The sequence below is a fragment of the Streptomyces sp. NPDC050759 genome, from assembly GCF_044456945.1.
Classification (GTDB): domain Bacteria; phylum Actinomycetota; class Actinomycetes; order Streptomycetales; family Streptomycetaceae; genus Streptomyces.
The window spans coordinates 307,550-329,262 of sequence record NZ_JBITGI010000002.1 but is presented as its reverse complement, the minus strand read 5'-3'; the positions used below and the strand labels follow the sequence as shown (position 1 = coordinate 329,262).

Sequence of the window (21,713 nt, the reverse complement as noted above, 5' to 3'; positions counted from 1 at the left end):
CCGACACGGTCGTCCTGCCGCCCGTCGCTCCCGCGACCGCCCCCGCCACCCTGGAGGCCCGCTCCGTCTCGGCCTGGTTCGGCGCCCACCAGGTGCTCAGCCGGGTGTCGCTGACGATGCCCGCCGGCCGGGTGACCGCCCTCATCGGCCCCTCGGGCTGCGGCAAGTCGACGTTTCTGCGCACCCTGAACCGCATGCACGAACTGATCCCGGCCGCGCGGTTCGGCGGCGAGGTCCTCTTCGAGGGCGAGGACGTCTACGACCCGTCGTGGCGGCTGACGGACGCCCGGCGGCGGATCGGCATGGTCTTCCAGAAGCCGAACCCGTTCCCCGCCATGTCGATCTACGACAACGTGGTCGCGGGCCTGCGCCTGACGGGAACGCGTGCGAACCGGCACGAGAAGGACGCCCTGGTGGAGGAGTCCCTGTCCCGGGCCGGCCTGTGGAAGGAGGTCAGGGACCGCCTACGCCAGCCGGGCGGCGCGCTCTCCGGCGGCCAGCAGCAGCGCCTGTGCATCGCCCGCGCGCTGGCCGTACGGCCCCGGGTGCTGCTGATGGACGAGCCGTGCTCGGCGCTCGACCCCACCTCGACGCGCCGGGTCGAGGAGACGATCCAGGAACTGGCCGGGGCGGTGACGGTCGTGATCGTCACCCACAACATGCAGCAGGCCGCCCGTGTCTCCCAGCAGTGCGCCTTCTTCCTCGCCGAAGAGGGCACTCCCGGCGGCATCGTCGAGGCGGGCCCCACGGACAACATCTTCGGCTCCCCGCAGGACCGGCGGACAGCGGACTACGTGGCGGGTCGCTTCGGCTGAGCACGCCACGACCGACTTCCGGCTCGCGGACGCCATGATCCGACGGTGCCCGGTTGGTCTCTGCTGCGGCGCGGCCGGCTGTCCAACACCGCCTGTGAGATGTCCTGATCAGACATGCCGGTGGGTCCCGCATGCCTCCGGAGCCCACCGGCATGCCGCTGACGGGTGGTGGGTCACCAGCGATACCAGCGGCCCTTGCGGCCGCGGCCCGGCGCATGCAAGAACACGGTCGATTTCCCTTGTTTCCACGGCGTTCACCTCACCGCCGCGACCGGCCCCCGTCCACGGTCTCCGAGCGGCGCATCCCCGTACTCGGAGGTAGGTGGAAGGCTTGAGCCATGGCCCTTCGATCACGGCTGGACGTGTGGCGTTCCTGGCAGCCGGGTCACGCGCCCGCGCTGGTCGTGATCCCACTGGGGATGATCGTCACGGTCTGCGTGGTCGATGTGCTGGCCCCTCCGCACATCCACCTCGGTCCACTGCTGGTGGCGGCACCCGCGATCACCGTGGCGTTCGCCGGCGCCCGCATGACCGCGCTGATGGGAGGCCTCGCGGTCTCGGCCCAGGTACTGATCGGCATCCTGAGAGGAGTCCTTCCCACCGCCAACATCCAGGCCCAGATCGCTGCCTTGATCGTTGTCTCCCTCGTCTGCGTCACCCTCTGTATGGTCCGGGACCGGCGTGAACAGCAGCTGCAACGCGTGCGCTCAGTGGCCGCAGCAGCGCAGAGCGTGCTGCTGCGGCCACTGCCCACCCGCGCCGGCCCGCTGCGGATCGCCGGCCTGTACATCCCCGCCGAAGAAGAAGCCGACCTGGGCGGAGATCTGTACGCGGCCGCACGGACCGACCACCACAGCACCCGGCTCCTCGTCGGCGATGTACGCGGCAACGGCCTGGCCGCGATCAACAACGCCGCCCTGCTCCTCGGCGCCTTTCGCGCGGCCGCCCATCGGCAGGCCACCCTGCCCCGCCTCGCCGTCCACCTGGACGCCGCGTTCCGCTGGGACACCAGCCAGTGGCGGCCAGAGGCAGAACAGGACGCCGACGAAGACTTCGCCACCGCCATCCTGCTCGACATCCCCGACCACGATCCGGTCGTCCACCTCATCGCCTGCGGCCACCCACCACCGCTCCTCCTGCGGGGAGATCACCTCACCCCACTCATGCCCGAGGCGAGCCACCTCCCGATCGGATTCGGCGGGGTCTTCGGCGTTGCCGCCTACGACGTCCAGACATTCCCGTTCGAGGTCGGCGACCTGCTCCTCCTCTACACAGACGGTGTCATCGAAGCACGCGATGCCGACGGACTCTTCTACCCCTTCACCGAACGCGCGCCAGAATGGACCAAGGACGACCCCGACCGACTCCTGCGCCTTCTCCACGACGACCTGTTGGCCCACGTCCACGGACACCTCGACGACGACGCGGCGGTAGTCGCGATCCGCCGCCTCGCACTCTGATCACCGGAACACCTGTGCCGACCATCCTCGGGACCACGGATCCGGCCTTGCCCGGACGAGCCGGCGTCGGTTTGTGTCGGCAGTGCCAGCGGGCCGGGCATGGGTGCCGCTGATGCGGGGCATCCCACCGATCCGCTCGCGCGGTGGTCGCGGGCGCAGTCGTCCGGCCAAGCTCCACGCCGACAAGGGCTACGACTTCGATCACTGACGGATCTGGCTGCTCCGCCAGCAGATCGCGCCGCGCATCACACGCCGCGGCAAGGAGACCGCCGACTGCCGTCGCCTGCAGTGTTCGTCGAAAGTGCCTGGCGGTTGACGGGGTCCTGTCGTGCGCTCAGCCCGCAAGGCGCATCGGTGTCCGGCGGTGGTGGCGTTTGGCTGCTTTGGGATACTCGCCCGTATTTTTAATTGGATGGAAGGTGAATTCTAGGGTTTATCTGGGCTCTTTCTGCTTATCTTTGCCAGGTTTTTCACGGAATCTGCGGGAGGAAGAGCGGCCGCACGTGAAATAGCGTCTCCCCTCAGAGACTCACGTCCTGGAGCGCCCCATGTCCCAAGACCTCCCCGTCGGCTTACCCGTCCCGCCCGCCGCGGAACGCCACCGGGCCCGCCTGCTGCGGTACGCGAGCAGGCTCACCTCCGGTGACCTGCACCGCGCCGAGGACGTCGTCCAGGAGACGATGCTGCGGGCCTGGCTCACGGACCTCGACGGATACGACGAGCAGCACCGACTCGCCTGGCTCATGAGGGTCGCCCGCAATCTGGCCGTGGATGCCCGCAGACGTGACCGGGCCGTGCCGGTCGGCGCCATGCCCGAGGACATGCTGCACCGTCCCGACGGCGCCGGCGATCCGGCCGACACCGTGGTCAACCGGCAGGTCGTCCGGCGGGCCCTGGCACAGCTGTCGCACGAGCACCGCGAGGTGCTCTTCCACGTCCACCTGCGCGATCGCACCCGGGCCGAGGCCGCCCGCTTGATCGGTGTGCCGCAAGGCACGGTGAAGTCGCGCAACCATTACGCGCTGGAAGCCATACGGCGCGAGATTCCGGCGGCATGAGACACAGCGGAAACGGCACCATCGGCTGGAAGGCGTGAGGAACACCGAGTGAGGAACACCGAGTGAGGAACATCGACCCCTTCGTCTGGTTCCGTCAGAACAGTGATGCCATCTTCCGGTGGCTCGGCATCGCCGGCATTGCGCTGCTCCTCTTCCTGCTCCTGCGCGTGTGGGCCATGCGGTGGGGCGGCTGGCGGGCCGCCCGGGCGCGTTTGCGGCGCGAACTGGCCGTCACGGCCCACGCGTTCGCGCAACCCGTACGCGCCTGGCTGGGCTACCGGCGGGCGCTGCGGCTGCTGGTCCGGCGGCTGCGCGACCAGGCCACCTGGCGCGACGCCGAACGCGCCCTGGCCGCCGCCCGCCGGGCCGCCGCGCCCGCGCGCCCGTACGCCGCGGTGGTGGGCGTCGGCACGGTGACCGTCCTGCTGGCGGGGCGCGGCGGGCCGGAGCCCTGGACAGTGGCCCGCGCCGAGCTGCCTTCGGTGACGCCGGAGGCGGCCGACGCCCGCCCCATCGTGGTGGCCGCCGGGACCGTGGACCTCGCCGGCGAGCAGCAGTGCGCCTTCCTGGACCTGGCCGTCGGCCCGCCCGTGCTCTCCGTGACCGGCGACGACCGTGCCTCCCGTGCCCTGCTCCAAGCGCTCGCCGCCCAGCTCGACGTACGGCTGCCCGGCCCGCTGGTCGTCGTCGCCGAGGGAGTGCACCGGGACCACCCGGGACAACCGGTCCGCGACGCCTACCGGATGGCCCGCGAGACCCCGCCGAGGCTCGGCATCGCCCCTGTCCTGATCGCCGCCGAACTGCCGGACCCGCTGCCCCCTGAGCTGGCTGCCCCGCCCGGTGACACCCCTGCCCTGCGCGTCCTCGTCCGAGGCCCGGGGCGGGGCTACGTACGGACTCTGCTGACCGACCGGCACGGCCGGGTCGCCGTCCCCGGCAGCCCGCTGCTCGCCCGCTGTGACGCGCTGGGCCGGGCCATTGCCCGGGTGTTGCCCGGCATCCCGCCGGTCCTGCCGCCCGCCCCGTCCTCCGAGGCCGCCACCGGGCTGGGCGAGACGGATCTGTTCGAGGAGGGCGAGGAGCCGGCGCAGGTGTTCCGCGCCGGCCCGCCGAGGCCCGCCGGTCCCGCCGTGGCAACCGCACCCGCCGCCCGCCCGACCCAGACCGCCGAGCCGAGCCCGGCCGTGAAACGGACCGCCCCGTGAAACTGACCCTCACCACCGCCGACCCCGCCGGGCGCCGGACGGACCATCTGCTGGACCTCCCCGAGGACGCCACTGTCGCCGATCTCGGCCTGGCGCTGGAGAGCCCTCGGCTCTACCTCGGTGAACGGCCTGTCAGCCCGGATGTGCCCGTCTCGGCCAGCGGCATCCGCACCGGGGCGGTTCTCGGCCTCGGCATCCCCGTCCCCTCGCGCAGCGCCACCCGGTCCTGGGAGCCGCCCTCCACCGACCCGGTGCTGGTGGAGATCCGGCACGTGGGCGGCCCCGGGGCCGGCCGGTCCTGGTGGCTGGGCCCCGGCAGCCACGAGGTCGGCACCGATCGCGGCTGCGCCCTGCGACTGGACGGCGGTGACGCCCCCGAGCAGGGCGTCTGGCTCACGGTGGGCAGTGACGGCGAGGTCACCTTCCGTCTGCCCGAGGACGCCGACCCGGCCCGGCACGGTCTGCGCAGCCTCACCCCGCCGCCCCCCGTCGACCCCGAGACCGGCACCCCGCTCACCGCGGAGGAACCCGCGGGGCCGTACGACGGCGGACCCGGCGGCCACACCCCGCACCCCGCTCCGCCCGGCCCCGACGGCCTGCCTGCCGAGCCCGCGCCGGCCCCGGCCGGACAACTGCCGCCCCCGGACGACGGCTCCGAGCCCTGGCCCGACTACGCCGACCTCTCCCTCGGCGACCATCTCCTGCGCCGGGTCGACCCCTTCGAGCCGGATGCCGCCGTCAACGCCTCCGCCGACGGTCTCGGTATCGAGTACAACCGGCCCCCGCGCATCGCCCCGCACCTCGACACCGAGTCGATCCGTATGCAGGGCCCGCCCGGTGAGCGCCGGGGCCGGCCCTTCCCGTTCATGATGATGATGGCCCCGCTGGTCATGGGCCTGGTCATGATGAGCCTGTTCCGTACCTTCTACTTCGTCGTCTTCATCTTCTTCACGCCGATGATGGCGGTGAGCAACTGGGTCATGGGCCGCCGATCAGGGCGCAAGGCACAGGAGGATGCGCTACGGCTGTACCGGCTGCGCCGCGCCGCCCTGGAGCGGGAGATGCGCGACGCCACCGTCGAGGAACGCGACCTGCGCAACACGACGTTCCCCGACCCGGCCACCGTGCTGCTCACCGCCACCGGCCCCGGCAGCCTGCTGTGGCAGCGCCGCCGCCGCGACCCGGACCACCTCACCCTGCGGCTCGGCACGGTCACCCGTCCCTCCCTCAAGCGCATCGACGACCAGGCCCGTGAGACCAACCACCGCCAGGTCCACTGGCGCCTGGCCGACGCCCCGTTCGGCGTCGAACTCACCGACCTGCGCGTCGTCGGCATCGCCGGACCCGGGGACACCCCCCGCACGGTGGCCTGCTGGGCCGTCGCCCAGGCCGCCGTCCTGCACAGCCCGCGCGACCTCAGGTTCGTCGTCCTGACCGGCGACGAACACGCGGACGCCTGGAGCTGGGTGCGCTGGCTGCCGCACCTCAGGCCCAGCCGTCCCGGCAGCGTCATCGCCCTCGGCAACGACCCCGAGTCCACGGCCCACCGCGTCAACGAACTCGTCGCCGACATCCAGGCCCGCGCCGGCGCCCAGGCCTCCTCCGCCCTCGGCCACACCCTGCTCAGCGAACCCGACATCCTGGTCGTGCTCGACGGTGCCCGACGCCTCAGGGACGTGCCCGGCGTGGTCCAACTCCTCACCCAGGGGCCGTCGGTACGCATCTTCAGCCTCTGCGTGGACGAACGCGAGCGGCTGCTGCCCGAGGAGTGCACCACCGTCGTCACCACCGAGGGCAACCGGCTCACCGTACGCACTTCGGGCGCCCCCGTCGTCGAGGACGTCCGCGCCGACCTCGTGGACGCCGACTGGTGCGAGGAGGTCGCCCGCGCCCTCGCCCCCGTACGCGATGTGACCGTCGACAGCGACTCCGGGCTGCCCACCGAGGTACGGCTGCTGCCGCTGCTCGGCCAGGAGCCGCCCGACCCGGCCGCGCTGGCCGCCCAGTGGGCCCGCCGCCCGGCGTCCACCGCGTTCGTGCTCGGCACTGGCTACGAGGGCACGCTCCGTCTCGACCTGGTCAGGGACGGGCCGCACGGACTCGTCGGCGGCACCACCGGATCCGGTAAGTCCGAGCTGCTGCAGACCATGATCGCTTCGCTGGCCGCCGCCAACCGACCCGACGAACTGACCTTCGTCCTCGTCGACTACAAGGGCGGCAGCGCCTTTCGCGAATGCGCCGAACTCCCGCACACCCTCGGCATGATCACCGACCTCGACGGCCACCTCGTCGAGCGCGCCCTGGCCTCCCTCGACGCCGAACTGCGGCGCCGGGAAAGGGTACTGGCGGAGGTCGAGGCGAAGGATCACCCCGAGTACCGGGCCAAGCGGGCCCGTGACCCCGAACTTCCGCCGCTGCCACGGCTGTTGCTCGTCATCGACGAGTTCGCCACCCTGGTCCGCGAACTCCCGGAATTCGTACCGGGTCTGATCAGCCTCGCCCAGCGCGGCCGTTCCCTCGGCCTGCATCTGATCCTGGCCACCCAGCGGCCCGGCGGCTCGGTCAGCAACGAGATCCGCGCCAACACCAACCTGCGGATCGCGCTGCGCGTCACGGACCGGGCCGAGAGCCAGGACATCATCAACGCCCCCGACGCGGTCAGCATCTCGCCCGCCAACCCCGGCCGGGCCCTCATCCGGCGAGGCTCCGGACCGCCCACGCCGTTCCAGAGCGCCTGGGCCGGAGCCGAACGCGGCGGCGGGACGAGCGCCGAACGCGCCGTGTCCGCCCGGCCCGTACGCGGCGTCGAACTGACCTGGGCCCGGCTCGGCCGTCCCGCCGACGTGTCCGCCCACGAGGAGGACGAGCCGGCCATGGCCGTGGTGCCGGGGGAGGAGCCGCTCACCGATCTGCGCGCCCTGGTCGAGGCCATCGGCCGGGCCGCCGACCTGCTCGACGACTACCAGCCGCAGCCCAGCCCCTGGCTCCCCCCGATGGCCGACAGCGTCGGCGTGGGGGACCTGCCGCCGGTCCCGAAGACACCGCCGGGCGCTCTGCCGCTCGTCCCGTACGCCCTGCTCGACATCCCGCAGCTCCAGGAACAGCGGCTCGGCACCATTGACTTCGCGACCTTCGGCCACCTCTACGTCATCGGCTCCCCACGCTCCGGCCGCACCCAGGTGCTGCGCACCGTCGCGGGCGCGGCCGCGCTCGCCATCCCCAGCTCCGACCTGCACATCTACGGCATCGACGCGGCCGGCGGCGGGCTCGGCGCGCTGGAGTCCCTGCCGCACTGCGGGGCTGTGGTCCCGCGCCACGACACCGAGCGGATGGAGCGCCTCATCGCCCGCCTGAGCAGCGAGTTGACGGCACGTCAGCGACTGCTCTCGCAGCACGACTGCGCCGGCCTCGACGACCTGCGGGCCAAGTTGCCCAAGGATCGCCGCCCCGCCCGGCTGCTGCTCCTCATCGACGGCTGGGACGCGCTCGGCGCCCTGCTCGACGACTATGACGGGGGTCGCGTCTACACCGAGATCGTCCGCCTGCTCCGGGAGGGCACGGCGGCCGGTGTCCATGTCATCGCCACCTCCGAACGCCTGCTGCTCGGCGGGCGGCTCGCCGCCCACAACGACCAGAGGCTGCTGCTCAGGCAGGCCGACCCCAGCGACTACAACCTCGCCGGCATGAGCCGTCACAAGGTGCCGAAGCACATTCCGGCCGGACGCTGCTGGCTCGCGCCCAGCGGCATCGAGGCCCAGATCGCGCTCCTGCCGGCCGAGGAGGGCGCCGACCAGGGCGACGCGCTGCGTGAGATCGGCCGCCGTACGACGGCCCGGGACGCGACCGTGCCCCAGGCGCGACGGCCGTTCGGCATCGCGGAACTGCCCGCGCTCATCGGCTTCCAGGAAGCCGTCGACCAGGTCCCCGAGGCCAACCGGCGCCCCCTGTGGGCGCTCCTGGGCGTCGGCGGCGACACCGGCGAGCCGCTCGGCTACGACTTCGCGGCCGGCGGCGGCTCCTTCATGGTCGCGGGCCCGCCGCGCACCGGACGCAGTACGACGCTCGCCTCCATGTGCGTCTCCCTGCTGCTTGGCGGCACCTCACTGGTCGTCATCACGCCCCGCGAGTCCCAGCTCCGGCAGCTCGCCGCGCACGACCTCGCCCAGGTCCTCACCGACCCCGATCCCTCGCCGGAGGCCGTCACCGAGGCACTCAAGGCGGTCGAGGGCAAACCCACCGTGGTCGTCGTGGACGACGCCGACCTCCTCCTGAGCTGCAAGGCCGACAAGGTCCTGCGCCAGGTCGCCGCCGCCGGACGCGACCGCCGCCAGGGCCTGCTGCTGGCCGGACTGCCCGAGTCGATGAGCTCCCTCGGCTGGGTCGGTATGGCCCGCCGCTCCCGGCGCGGCGTCCTCCTGGGCCCCAAGAGCATCGCCGAGGGCGACCTCATCGGCGTCCGCATCGCCACCGAACAGGTCCGCACCCCGCTCCCGGCGGGCCGCGGCTGGACGGCGAGCGAGTCGGGCACGCCCATCATGGTCCAGGTGCCGCTGACGGTCCTGGGCGGATAGCCGGACACACAACGAGGGGTGACGCGACACCGCGTCACCCCTCATTCTCGTAGGACGGGCCGTGGCTAGCCTTCTTGCGCCGCCGCCACGTCGTTCGCGATCGTCTGGTCCGACTCGGCGATCGCCTCGGCGATGTCGTTGAAACTGTCCGCGTAGGCCTTGATGTTGGCGGCGGACTCGCCCATCTGCTTGCTGAAGTTCTCGTACGCCGACTGCAGCGCCGGGCTTGCCTTCTCGAAGACCAGGCCGTCCTGGAGGAGGTTGCTGACCGTGGTCTCCAGGTTGGTCAACTCCGTGCTGATGTCGGTGAGTTTGGTGCCCATCGTCGTCGCGGTCCGGGCGATCTCGTCGTAGTCGAAGACGACGTCCTGGTTGCCGCTGATGGTGACTGCCATGCTGTGTGCCTCCTGCTGCCCGGGTGCTGCTCAGCCGTTGCTGTTGACCTTGTCGGCGATGTCCTGGTCCATGTCCTGGACGGACTGCATGATCTGGCGGAACTGCTCCGCGAAGCCCTTGATGCTGTCGGTGGCGTCCTTGAGGGACTGGGTGAACTTCTCGTACTGACCCTGGAGCGCGGGACTGGCCTTGGTGAGGACCAGGCCGTTGTCCAGAAGGGTGTCGACCTCCGTCTTGGCCTCGTCCATGCGCGGGACCAGGGTCTCCTCGACGCTGGTGTCGAGGAGGTTGGAGACGCGTTCGATCTCGGAGTACGACAGGGAGATGTTGGCTGCCATGCCTGACTGACCTTTCTCATGGGTCCTTGGGGGCGGCCCGGCCGGGGGACTACTCCTCGTCCTCCTCGGGTTCGGACCAGTCGTCGTCCGGACCGGGGCGTGTGGAGACGGTCGTGTTGCCGTCCGCGTCGGTGGTGGTCATGGTCCCGGAGCCGTCGTCGTTGATCACGACCTCCGTGGTGGTCTTCGAACCGTCCGCGTAGGTGGTCTCCATCGTGTAGTCGCGGGCGTCGAAGGAGTCGCCGTTCTCCGGCGTGATGAGCTGCGGCGCGGAGTCGTAGGTGGTGACCGACGTGTAGGACTGGCCGTCCGGGGTGGTGATGGTGGACGTTTCCTTCATGACGTTGTAGTCGTCGTCCAGTTCGACGGTGACGTCGACCTTGCCCTGTTCGTCCTCGTAGGTGTACGAGGTCGGCGGGGTGTCCGCCGGCTTCTCCGGGGCAGGGCCCGGGTCGGTGGGCGCGTCGTCGTCGTTGATCCACGTGTCGCACCAGCCGGGCGCGTCGTCCGCGTTGCAGACCGTGCCGATGTCGGCGTCCGGGTGCTCGGCGAAGTAGTCGGAGGCGCCGATGTCCTGCAGATAGGCGTCCCAGGCGGTCTTGTCGTTCTGCCAGGCGTCGTAGGCCGCCTTGTCGTTCTTCCACTCGTCCAGGCCGATGCTGCCGCTCATCAGCCCGGCGGCGGAAGACAGTTGGGCGTCTGCGTTGAAGAAGGCGTCCGCGACCCCGCTGAAGGTGTCCGCGAGCTCCGAGAGACCGTCCTTGGCCTGCTTGGTGCGCGAACTGGACCGCGTGTAGAAGAGATTGAAGGCGTACGACAGGTCGGACGAGCCGAACAGCGCCTTGCGCTCGGAGCTGGTGGCTTCGCCGACCTCCTTGAACACCCCGCTCGCGCCGCCCGAGTCGGCGGCGTCGGCGAGGTCGTGCATCTGCGCCTGCACGTTGTGCAGGGCGCCGTAGTCGATGGAGAAGTCGGGCACCACGCCTCCCGCTCGGTCCTGCCCCGGGCGGTCCCGGGATCCCTTCCGTCTCTCCACGCACCAGTGGCCCCGAATGGTTCAAACGGCTTCAACGGAAAATGCCGTCCCCTTGGTTGAACCTTTTCACCGCCCCCGTGCGTGGACAGGGCGACAGGTCCCCGATCGGAAGGAGCGTTCGACCCGATGGCCCGCCCCGCCGACTGGAGCGCGCTCGGCATGGACAGCGATCCGACGCCTGGCGACCCGGACCGGATCGACGAGCTGATCACCTCCCAGGACGACCTGGTCGAGCTGGCGGACACCATCGACTCGGGTCTGGACAGCATCCTCGACACCACCGACGGGGCGTTCGTCGGAAAGACCGCCGACGCGCTGCGCGATGTGATCGACGGCGATCTGCGCAACTACGTGTCCACCTTCCGGCAGGCGCACGTGGACGTGCAGAGCGCGCTGCGGACGTTCTCCGGTGTGATGCGGGAGCAACAGCGGCGGGCGGACGCTGCGTTGGAGGCGGCGGCAGCACTCGCCGAGGACGACGAGGAGGGCCGCGCGACCCACAAGTCCACTGCCGAGGACGCCAAGGACGCTCTGCAGGACGCGGCGAGCACAGCCGCGGCGGCCATCCGGGACGCGGCCGAGAGCATCGCCTCGCCCATCGACGAGTGCGAGGAGTTCTGGAAGGCGCTCGGCTGGCTCGCGCTGATCCTGGTCATCCCGGCGATGATCGTCGGCGGTCCGCTCGCGCTGTTCACCATCGCGCTCAACGTGGCCCTGCTGATCAAGACCGCGGTGGACTTCTCCCAGGGCAAGGCGAGCATCACCGAACTGGTGCTGTCGATCATCGGCGTCATCGCGCCCACCACCAAGGGCATCAACCTCGCCAACGTCTGGAAGGGCCTGAAGGGCGCCGGGGTCGGAGCCTGGGCGGGCGGCAAGAACCTCTTCCTCGGCGGCCCCAACGCGCTCGGGCTCTTCGGCCGCCTCGGCCTCGGCGTCGACGACGCCTTCCGGGCCACCAACATCTGGCTGAGCAACGGGCTGAAGGGCATCGGCGGCCTGCACGTCCCGAACCTGACGTTCATGCCGGGCATCAAGGGCTTCACGATGACCGGCGGTTCCTTCGGCAAGGGCTTCAGCGTCATCCCCGCCTCCGCCGAACTGACCGTGATCAACCTGATGGGCGCGAAGACCTTCTTCGGCCTGCGCTCCGTGATCGGCGGCCTCAACGGCATCCGGGGCCTGGGCAGTTCACTCGGCGCGGGCCTGATCAACGGCGTGCGCGGCCTGAACGGACTGCGGTTCTTCCTGCCGGTGGCCGCCGACGAGATGGGCAACGGCCTCGCCTTCGCGCTGAAGATCGGTGTCATCGACCGCGGCCTCTTCGGCATGTACCGCTACGGCGCCTTCGCCGGCGGCCAGTTCCTCGGCGTGACGAGCAAGGTCAGCGGCGGCATCGCGGCCGGCCTCGACGTCCTGCGGCCCGGCGCCGGCCTCGGCTCCCTGCCCAGCATCAGCACCGGGCAGTTCACACCCGGCATCACGGGCGGCGGCATCGCCTCGGGCCTCGGCAACCTCACGCCGACCCAGCTGTCCGGCTCCATCGGCACGATCAACCTCAGCGGCTTCCACGGCCTGGGCGGCAAGCTCTCCGCCTCGATGCCCAGCATCGACGCCCGCGTCGTCGACATCCCGGCGACAGGCGGGACGATCGGCGGCGTCGGCCACCTCGACCTGCCGACGCTGGGCCCGATGTCCTCGGTGACGGCGCCGGGGACGGGCGGCATCAACGTGCCGTCGATGGGCACCGGTGCCGGGGCACTGGACGCCGGGCCCGTCAACGTGCCGAACCTCGGTTCCGTCGGCACCGGAAGCGTGCGCTTCTCACCGCCTACGGCGGGCGTCGGCCGGCTGGAGGGCCTGCCGTCGGTGTCGACACCCTCGGTGGGGCACATCAACCTCCCGGCGACCGGGCAGGTCGACGTCCCGTCCGTCGCACAGATCAACGTGCCGAGCCTGGGCTCGGTGTCCTCCGGCTCGCACGTCATCCACATCGACATGCCGAGCGTGGACGCGCGGATCACCGACATCCCGACAGCAGGCTCGATGGCCCACGTCGACATGCCATCGGCCGGCCACCTGGACCTGCCGGCGGTGAACCTGTCGCGGCTGGACACCCCGTCGGTGCACCCCGGTCGCGTGGACCTGCCGTCCGTGAACATCGGCCGGGCCGACGTGCCGTCGGTCGACGCGCGGGGGGTGAGCGGCGTCAACGTCGACGTCGGCCGCGTGGAGGTGCCGTCCGTGGGCACCGGCGCGGCCAACGGCGCCGACCTGAACCTCGCCCACGTCGACGTTCCGTCCGGGCTGAACGCCACCCACGTGGACGCCCCGTCCGTCACCGCCGCCGGCACCCCCGGCGTGAACCTCGCCCATGTCGACGTTCCCGCCCTCGGCACCACCCCCGCCGCGCACCTCGACACCCCCACCCCGGCCCACGTCGCCACCCCGGCCCACATCGCCACCCCGGGCACGGGCCACCCCACCACCCCGGCCGCCGAGGTCAGTCACGTGAGCCCGACCCCGACACCCACCCCGGCCAACACGGGCGGCCTGAACCCGCCCGGCGCCCACATCGTGGACCTGCCGCAGCTCGGCCAGGTGGACCTGTCCGCGCTGGCCTCCCGGACCATCGAGGTCCGGATGATGACCGGCGTGCGGCTGAACTTCCAGCACACGTTCACCAACATCGACCTCTCGCTGCCCGGCGTCAGCGTCCGGGTCACCCCCGGTACGGGCCCCCACGGCACGAACATCCACGTCAACACGGGCGGCGTCCAGGGCGTCACCGCCTGGCACGCCGTACAGAACAGCCAGGACGTCCTCATCGTCCAGCGCGCCCTGCCGAACAACGGCGGCACCGACCAGTGGACCTACTCCCTCAGCGCCGCGAACAACTGGGCACCGGTCGGCGGCATGCAGCACTTCCCACCGGGAACCCTGGCCACCTCCCACGTCCTGGGCCCGATGCCGCCCACGAACGCGAGCCTGACCGGCAACCCCGGCCTCACCGCCGTACACGGCCCGGTCAATCCTCCCCACCTGAACCCCGCCAACCTGCCCGCCCAGGGCCCCGCGGCCCCACCTGTCACGGTGAACGTCCCCGGCGTGACCAACGCCCAGATCCAGGTCCACTTCGGCACCACACCCGGCCAGATCACCGGCGTCACCCCGCTCCAGGCGGCGGGTGCGCCCCCGGTCACCGCCCAGCACCTGTCCGGCGCAGGCCCGAACGGCACCGACCTCGTCCGCGTCGACCACGCCGTCAGCGCCGTGGAGATCCGCCGACTCGACCTCACCCTGGGCGCCGCGGGCGGCCCGACCCCCGTCCGCGACGAGCGCCTGATCACCCTGGCCGGCGGCCCCCACGCAAGCACCACGGTCGGTATCGACCTGCTGGGCAGCAACGCCGTACGGCACGTGTCCGGGCCCCCGCTGCCGCCCGGGCAGCCTCGCTACACCGCGGGCGGCGAGCTGAGCCTCCCGGCCCCCGGCGGTTTCCAGCTCTACGACCTGGCGACCGGTCTGCCCGGCCGCACCGGCACCCACCTGACCGGCGGCGGCGCCGGCAACAACCTGTACGTGCTCACCGGCGCCGGCCGTCCCCAGCTCACCGACGCCCTCGCCGTCCCGCACCCCGGCGCCACGGTCGCCCCGGTGCAGGGCGTCTACCACGTCCGCACGCCCCAGACCCCGGCCGGAGTCGTCAGCGTTCACACCGCCAACGGCGCCTTCTCCCACGACGCGATCAGGATCGAGGGCGGCGGCTATCTGAGCGGCCCGCACCTGGTCGACGCCGCGGGGAACCGGATCGCCGGCGCCACCGTCACCCCGCAGCACCCGGCCGTCCCGCCCACCCCGCAGCCGCCGTCCGCGTTCCGGATCGAGGACGGCAACCGGCACATCGTGGTCGGTCTCGACGGCGTCCGCACCCATGACGTGCTCACCCTCCAGGGCACGAACGACCTCGTGCACATCCCCGCCGGACAGGGCCCCCCGGTACGGGTGGACGCGGTCGGCTCGAACCAGGGCGCGATCACGCAGGTCGGCGGTGAGTTCCACGTCCCCGCCCCCGGAAACCGCACCACCGTCTTCGACGCGGGCAACGGCAACCACACCCACGACCTACTGGACATCCAAGGCGGCCCGCTCGCCGGCAGCCGCCTCCACGTCGACCTCACCGGCACCCCCGGCCACGCGCTCGACGGCGCCGGAACCCGTACCCACACCGCGGTCCCGCTCCAGGGCACCGGCCACGTGGCCCTCGTACCGAACACACCGGGCGGCGCGCCGGCCCGCACCGACCTGACGGGCGTCGACCAGGGCGCGATCACGCGGGTAGGCAACGAGTTCCACGTACCGGCCCCGAACAACCGCACCACGGTCTACGGCCCCAACGGCACCCACACCCACGACCTGCTCACCCTCCAGGGCGGCCCGCTGGCGGGCGGCGAGATCCGGATCGGCCTCGGCGGCACCCCGCCCCGCCTGGACGGCGCCGTCGTCGTCCCGCAGCAGGGCGGCGGCTTCCGGATCCACCAGGGCGACCACCACATCGCCGTCAACGCCCAGGGCGTGCACACCGACGACATCACGACCCCCACCCCCGCCCAGGGCAGCGGCCTCGTCCACACCCCGACGACCGGCGCCAACCCGGTCCCGGTGCTGAAGGACATGAACGGCGCCCCGGTACCGCACGCCTCCGTCACCGCCGGTCCCGGCAGCACCCTCACCGTCACCCGGGGCGTTGTCGACGGCGGCGGCGCCCCCGTCGGCCGCACCCTGCAGCTCCACCCGGCGGGCGCCGTCGACCTGCTCGACGCCAACCTGGCCCGTATGGACGACGTACGGGTCGCCGCCAGGCCAGGAGGCGCCGGCTTCCGGATCAACCAGGACGGCGAGATCCTCCTCGTCGACGCGGGCGGCCGGGTCGACCTCGCCGCCGTGGACACGGCGGGCACGGGAGTGTTCCGCGTCCACGACGGCCAGGGCGCCCACCAGTTCGACACCATCCAGCTCACCGACTCGGTCGGCACCCGCTTCATCCGCACCGACACCCACACCCTCCTCGACGGCGAGCTGACCCCGGTTCCCGCGGGCGGCCACACCGTCACGCCCCAGCCGGGCGGCGGTTACCGCGTCGACGGCTTCCCGGGCACGCGGGCGGGGGAGTACAAGCTGTACGACAACCTCGGCAGGATCACCGAGCAGCGGATCAACATCGTCGACAAGGGCACCCTCAAGCCCAACGAGTACCTCAAGGTCACCCACCCGACGGACGGCGTCACCAAGCCGACCTGGGAGCGCGTGCGCCTGGACGGCACCGGAAACCCCCAGGCGGTCACCGGCGCCCGGGGCTGGTACGACGGCGGAACCCTGAACACGAAGGGCCTCGGCGAGGGACGTGTCCAGCTCCTCAGCCACTCCGGTGTCGAAGTCTTCGAGCGCAGGCCCCTGCCGAACGGGCACGTGCTCGACTCCTACCACTCGCCCGCCGGAGTCGGCGACTTCGGCCGCTTCAACCAGCGCGGCGGCTGGACCGAGTACGACGCGAACGGCGCGGTCGTCCGTTTCGGCACCCGGCACTGGGGCGAGAGCGGCCGCAGCTGGTTCGACGTGACGACGACCCTGGGCGTCGACACCCGGGTCCGGCACTTCCAGGCGACCCCCGACGGCGGTCACGTCCTTGCCGGACTGGACAACAAGCCGCTGACCCAGAGCTTCGCGAAGACGACCTGGACGCGCTACGACAGCGAGTACCGGCCGATCGCCAACGGCACCCGCGACTGGGGCCCCGGCCGGGGCTTCACCGACACGATGGTTCATCCGAAGTCCGGCGCGAACGTCGTCGTCCACGAGAAGTGGGGCCGCTTCACCTGGTCCGCGCACGACGTGCGCCGCTTCCACCAGACGAAGATCGGCGCGGACGGCGTGCCCAAGGCGGAGTACACGTCCTGGTCCGCGCACGGCAAGGAGAACGGCGCCGGACTGACCCTGAAGAACGGCGACTTCCTGGAGATCCGCCGCTTCGCCGAGCAGCGGCCCCCGGTCGCCTGGCGCTCGCTGATGAGCAGCGACTACCGGGCCGTGAACCTCGACAACGTGCCCTGGCTGAAGAAGGACGGCAAGCTTCAGGTCCACACCTTCACCCAGACCCCGGCGGGTGGCGGCGCCCCCGTCCACGGTGTGCGGCTGGTCAGCGGCGACACCACCACCGACATCCTGCGCGGCGGCATCGTCGTCCGCGAGAGCCGCAAGCTGCTCAACGGAGACACCCTCACCGTCGGCGATGTGAAGATGCCGAACGGGGTGAACCTCCACGACGGCTACCTCCCCTGGTCGCAGGGCACCGGCAAACCGCAGGGCCATCGGACCTACAGCGGCGCCGACTTCACCTCGGCCACCATCGACGGCCGTCGGGTGGTCTGGCAGGACCGGGTCGCCGTGAACCCCGCCGGCAACGACTGGTACACGCCGAACGTGCCGGGCCGCCAGTGGAACGTCGTCCGGTCCGGCCTGGACGACGGCACGGTCGTCGAATACCGCCCGGCCCCAGGCCAGCAGACCCCGGCCCATCTGAACAACGGCGACTGGACCCGCTACGACCACCACGGCCTCGTCGTCGCCCGCCAGGACACCTGGCCCGACCCGGCAGGCACCGGCAACCCGATCCAGGTCACCTCCACGGGCATGCTCGACGGGAACGTGCGCTGGACCGACAGCCTCGGCAACGGCGGCGTCCGCAAGCTCAACCACCACCGGGGTGACGTCACGGCCTGGGGCTGGGACCGGGAGTCCTTCCAGGACTTCGACCGCACGGGCCAACTGGTCCGCGACCACCGGCTCCTGGGCAAGGGCACCACGATCGACTCCTGGTCCGTCCCCCATCCCGCCGGCGGCCGGACCTGGCACTGGAACAAGATCGAGGCGAACGGCACGATCAAGACCTTCGGCACCGGCCCCGGCGACCGCGTCCGCCAGTGGATCGACGGCGACGGCAATCCGCTGCCCGACTGGCAGCCCGGCGCCGTCTGGAAGGACCAGGTCACCAGCGTCAACCACACCGTCCAGGAGATCTTGGCCAAGCCCGCCGGCACGTCGTGGCTCACCGACGTGCCCCACCGGGTGCGCGAGTACGCCGCCAACCCGGCGGGGCTCAACACCATCGACCGGCACGTGTGGAAGGAGTACGACAACGGCGTCGAGATCGGCCGGAAGATCGAACTCCAGGACGGCACCTACCTGGAGAGCGAGGACTGGCACAAGCAGTGGCGCCGCTACGGCACCGACGGCGTGACGATGATCGACCAGCGGACCGTCGCCGGGTTCGTCTGGCACACCGACACCTTCGGCCGGGTCTCCCTCGCCGGCCGGGAGACCAACTTCACCGGCGCCCTGGCCGACTTCCGCGGCTTCAACCGGACCTGGAAGGAGGCGAACATCTGGCAGTGGGGCGCGAGCATCGACGGCGTGTCCACCGTCAAGCCGTTCGCCTACCGGGCCGGGCGGCAGCTCCTCGTGGAGTTCGTCCAGGAGTGGATCCTCGACTTCACCATGAACCTGGCGGTCTACGGCATCGTCGCGGCCGCCACCGGCACCCCGTTCACGGTGACCGACGTGGCCAAGGCCGCGTTCGGCGCGACCATCAGCGCCGGCGTCAAGGGCACCTTCTCCGCCGGGCACCTCGCCGCCTACCGCGGTGGCCCGTGGCGGACCGGGCTCGGCCAGGTCGACGAGGGCAACCCGTACAACCGCCGCCCCAACGACAAGAACTGGGGCGACGAGTGGGGCGGCAACGAGAAGGTGCTCCGCTGGCGGTTGGGCAGCTACGACTTCGGCGTAGGCCTCAGCAGCAGCGTGGTGGCAGGCTTCGTCGGTGGCGCGGCGACAGCGGCGGTCTTCGGCGTGAAGGACAAGGACGGCAACACCGTCAAACTCCACGGCACGGACGCGCTGTTGGCGGGCGCGATCGGCGCGGCGGGCGGCGCGATCGCCGGTGTCAGCACCGGCCTGGGCCGCACGCTCCTCACCAACAACCTCGGCGGGCGCTGGTTCCACCGCGGCGGCTTCCTGGACACCATCGCTATCGGCGCCGCCGGCAAGCTGATCGACAAGACCTTCTACCAGCTGTTCCTCATGAAGGAACTCACTGTCTCGATCGGCCCCGGCTACTACACCCACCCGGTCGACGGCTCGAACGGAGGCACCACCGCATGACGTTGATACGCGTGGCCGCCAAAGGCAGGGGAGCCCACCGGACCATCACGGCCGCGCTGGCCGCCGCCCCCGCCGACGCGGTCGTCACCATCGAGCCCGGCGAGTACCCGGAGCCGCTCAGGCTCGCCCGCCGGGTCGTCCTGGAACCCGAGGGCGGCGTCGGCTCGGTGGTCGTCTGCCCGCCCGCCCGACCCGCCGTCACCGTCACCGCGCCCAACTGCGTGCTCACCGGACTGGTGCTGCGCGGCACCGACCCCGCGGGGCCGCTGGTCCGGGTCGAGGACGCGGCGGCGCTGACGCTTCAGGAGTGCGAGTTGAACGGCGGCCGTATCGAGGTCGTCGGCTCGGCGACGGGCTCCTCCGCGGTGGCCAACGCGAGCCTCGCATCCGACGCCGACCTCGCCGCCGAACTGGCCGACCCCGTCAACGGCGGCGGCGTCCTGCTGCTGCGCCGCACCACGCTCGGCGACGCCCGCAACACCGCCCTGCACCTGACCGGCGACGCCCGCGCGCGGGTCGAGGACACGCTGATCGAGGAGGTCGACGGCATCGGTGCGGTGCTCTCCGGCACCGCCGTACTGCTCGCCGAACGGCTGCGGGTGCGGGGCGTCTCCGGTTCGGCGCTGCGGGTCCGCGGTCAGGCACGGCTGCTGGCCCGGGACTGCGCCCTGACCGGAGCCGGGCGCAACGGCCTCCTGGTCCAGGACGATGCCGAGGCCGTGATCGCCGAGAGCCGGATCGACGCGGCCGCACGGTCCGGGGTACGCCTCTCCCACGCGGCGCGGGCGGAACTCACCGACTGCCGGGTCACCGAGCCCGGCGGCAACGGCCTGGAGGCCACCGACACCGCCCGTCTCACCGCCCGCGGCTGCCGGATCGGTGCACCGGGCGGACATGGGGTGCTGGCCGTGGGCAGTGCGACCGTGCTGCTGGACGAGACGACCGTCGACCACGCGGGCGGCACGTCCCTGCACTTCGGCGAGCGCGCGGTCGCGATGATCAGCGGCGGCCGGGTGCGCCGGAGCGGCGACCACGGCATGGCCGCGGTCGAGGAGGCCCAGGTCGAGATGGCCCAGAGCACCCTGGAGGGCTTCCGCACCTGCGGAGTGCACATCGAGGGCGAGGCCCGGGCGGTCCTGGACGCGGTCCGCGTCACGGGCGGCGAGACCGGCGTCCGGATCCGCTCCACCGCCGACCGGCCCACAGAACTGCGCGACTGCACGGCCCTCGGCCAGCGCCGCAGCGGTGTCGAGATCGGCACCGACTCCGCCGCCGTACTGCTGGGCACCAGGATCGCCGAGGCGGGCGCCGCCGGCGTCACCGTCGACGCGGGCGGCCGCCTCATGATGACCGGCGGCGGCGTGTCGGGCGCCGCCGGGAGCGGCCTGGTGCTGGGCCGGGGGGCCACGGCCGAGGTCAGCGGGGTGCGCGTCGACGGCAGCGGCAAGAACGCCATCCTGGTCGGCGACTTGGTGAGCGGCACCTTCGACCACTGCGACCTCACCGGCTCCGCCTTCCCCGCGCTGCACATCGGCAAGAGCTCCGAGGTGCGCTTCCGGGGTTGCCGCGTCTTCGACTGCGGGCAGGACGTGGGCCTCGCCGACGGAGCCGAACCGGTCTTCGAGGACTGCGCGGCGATCCGCGTGCGCACGGCCGTACTCCCGACTCTGACGGACCGGCCGGGCACGCCCCCGCCCCGGCCCACGGCCCCCTTCGAGCCCAGCACCCCGAGCACCCCGGGCCACCCCACCGCCCCCGCCGGAGAGGAACTGTGGCAGCAGGGCGAACCCGAAACCGAGCCGGAAACCCTCGAAGACCTGCTCGCCGAACTCGGCGAACTGGTCGGCCTCGACAGCGTCAAACGCGATGTCGGCGGCATGGTCAAGCTGATGCAGACCGTACGGCTGCGCGAGCAGGCCGGACTGCCCGCCCCGCCGCTCAGCCGTCACCTGGTCTTCGCCGGCAACCCCGGCACCGGCAAGACCACCGTCGCACGCCTCTACGGCCGCCTCCTCAAGGCCCTCGGCCTGCTCACCCGGGGCCACCTGGTCGAGGTCGACCGCAGCGCCCTCGTCGGCGAGTACGTCGGCCACACCGGCCCCAAGACCACCGAGGCCTTCCTCCGGGCCCGTGGCGGCGTGCTCTTCATCGACGAGGCCTACGCGCTCGCTCCGGCCGGGGCCGCCAGCGACTTCGGCACCGAGGCCATCGCCACCCTCGTCAAGCTCATGGAGGACCACCGCGACGAGGTCGTCGTCATCGCCGCCGGATACCCCGACGACATGAACCGCTTCGTCGGCTCCAACCCCGGTCTGTCCTCCCGCTTCACCCGCAGCCTGACCTTCGCCGACTACAGCTCGGCCGAACTCGTCAGCATCGTCGAGCACCACGCCCAGCGCCACCGGTACGAACTCACCACCGCCGCCCGCAAGGCACTGGCCGAGTATGTCGAACGCATCCCCCGCAACGCCCAGTTCGGCAACGGCCGCACAGCCCGCCGGCTCTTCCAGCACATGACCGAACGCCAGGCCATGCGGGTGTCCGAACTCACCGCGCCCGACTCCGCCCAGCTGATGCAGCTGGACGAACAGGACCTGCCGTAACCCACCCCCCGGAG

The 21,713-nt window shown here is 71.9% G+C and carries 10 protein-coding genes; 7 read left to right on the top strand and 3 right to left on the bottom strand.

Annotated features, from left to right (window positions below; genetic code table 11):
* The first annotated feature begins 50 nt into the window (after positions 1-50).
* The 5 genes from pstB (at position 51) to ACIBJB_RS07275 (ending at position 9,109) form a co-directional block, all read left to right on the top strand.
* Positions 51-815 carry a phosphate ABC transporter ATP-binding protein PstB gene (gene pstB, locus ACIBJB_RS07295; protein ID WP_398928405.1) on the top strand — a complete coding sequence of 255 codons (765 nt, stop codon included), beginning with the start codon at positions 51-53 and terminating at the stop codon, positions 813-815.
* Positions 816-1,153: 338 nt separating this feature from the next.
* Positions 1,154-2,275 carry a PP2C family protein-serine/threonine phosphatase gene (locus tag ACIBJB_RS07290; RefSeq protein ID WP_398927414.1) on the top strand — a complete coding sequence of 374 codons (1,122 nt, stop codon included), beginning with the start codon at positions 1,154-1,156 and terminating at the stop codon, positions 2,273-2,275.
* A gap of 548 nt (positions 2,276-2,823) precedes the next feature.
* Complete coding sequence (locus ACIBJB_RS07285) at positions 2,824-3,333, top strand: sigma-70 family RNA polymerase sigma factor (RefSeq protein ID WP_398927413.1); 510 nt, start codon at positions 2,824-2,826, stop codon at positions 3,331-3,333.
* Positions 3,334-3,395: 62 nt separating this feature from the next.
* Positions 3,396-4,538, top strand: a complete 1,143-nt coding sequence (locus ACIBJB_RS07280; RefSeq protein WP_398927411.1) for a hypothetical protein — start codon at positions 3,396-3,398, stop codon at positions 4,536-4,538.
* Positions 4,535-9,109, top strand: coding sequence for an FtsK/SpoIIIE domain-containing protein (locus ACIBJB_RS07275; RefSeq protein ID WP_398927409.1), 4,575 nt, complete (start codon positions 4,535-4,537; stop codon positions 9,107-9,109). Before ACIBJB_RS07280 ends, ACIBJB_RS07275 begins: the two co-directional genes overlap by 4 nt.
* A 65-nt stretch (positions 9,110-9,174) precedes the next feature.
* On the opposite strand, the gene ACIBJB_RS07270 is transcribed toward ACIBJB_RS07275, so the two are convergent.
* From ACIBJB_RS07270 to ACIBJB_RS07260, 3 genes are read right to left on the bottom strand one after another with little or no spacing between them, the layout of a single operon-like run.
* Positions 9,175-9,504, bottom strand: a complete 330-nt coding sequence (locus ACIBJB_RS07270) for a hypothetical protein (RefSeq protein WP_398927407.1) — start codon at positions 9,502-9,504, stop codon at positions 9,175-9,177.
* Positions 9,505-9,534: 30 nt separating this feature from the next.
* Positions 9,535-9,843: a hypothetical protein gene (locus ACIBJB_RS07265; protein ID WP_069766306.1), complete on the bottom strand. Its 309-nt coding sequence runs from the start codon at positions 9,841-9,843 to the stop codon at positions 9,535-9,537.
* 49 nt (positions 9,844-9,892) lie between these two features.
* Complete coding sequence (locus ACIBJB_RS07260; protein WP_398927405.1) at positions 9,893-10,822, bottom strand: serine/arginine repetitive matrix protein 2; 930 nt, start codon at positions 10,820-10,822, stop codon at positions 9,893-9,895.
* A 183-nt stretch (positions 10,823-11,005) separates the two neighbouring features.
* Here ACIBJB_RS07260 and ACIBJB_RS07255 point away from each other — a divergent pair, with 183 nt between their 5' ends.
* Positions 11,006-19,096 (top strand): hypothetical protein, encoded by an 8,091-nt coding sequence (locus ACIBJB_RS07255; RefSeq protein ID WP_398927402.1) that lies wholly within the window; start codon positions 11,006-11,008, stop codon positions 19,094-19,096.
* On the top strand, positions 19,093-21,699 hold the full coding sequence (locus tag ACIBJB_RS07250; protein WP_398927400.1) for a right-handed parallel beta-helix repeat-containing protein: 2,607 nt from the start codon (positions 19,093-19,095) through the stop codon (positions 21,697-21,699). Before ACIBJB_RS07255 ends, ACIBJB_RS07250 begins: the two co-directional genes overlap by 4 nt.
* The last annotated feature ends 14 nt before the right edge of the window (positions 21,700-21,713 follow it).

What these genes read in the sequence shown, in the direction of transcription:
- ACIBJB_RS07285 (WP_398927413.1), top strand. Translation starts at nt 2,824, where the DNA reads ATGTCCCAAGACCTCCCCGTCGGCTTACCCGTCCCGCCCGCCGCGGAA.
- ACIBJB_RS07270 (WP_398927407.1), bottom strand. Translation starts at nt 9,504, where the DNA reads ATGGCAGTCACCATCAGCGGCAACCAGGACGTCGTCTTCGACTACGAC.
- ACIBJB_RS07290 (WP_398927414.1), top strand. Translation starts at nt 1,154, where the DNA reads ATGGCCCTTCGATCACGGCTGGACGTGTGGCGTTCCTGGCAGCCGGGT.
- ACIBJB_RS07250 (WP_398927400.1), top strand. Translation starts at nt 19,093, where the DNA reads ATGACGTTGATACGCGTGGCCGCCAAAGGCAGGGGAGCCCACCGGACC.
- ACIBJB_RS07265 (WP_069766306.1), bottom strand. Translation starts at nt 9,843, where the DNA reads ATGGCAGCCAACATCTCCCTGTCGTACTCCGAGATCGAACGCGTCTCC.
- ACIBJB_RS07255 (WP_398927402.1), top strand. Translation starts at nt 11,006, where the DNA reads ATGGCCCGCCCCGCCGACTGGAGCGCGCTCGGCATGGACAGCGATCCG.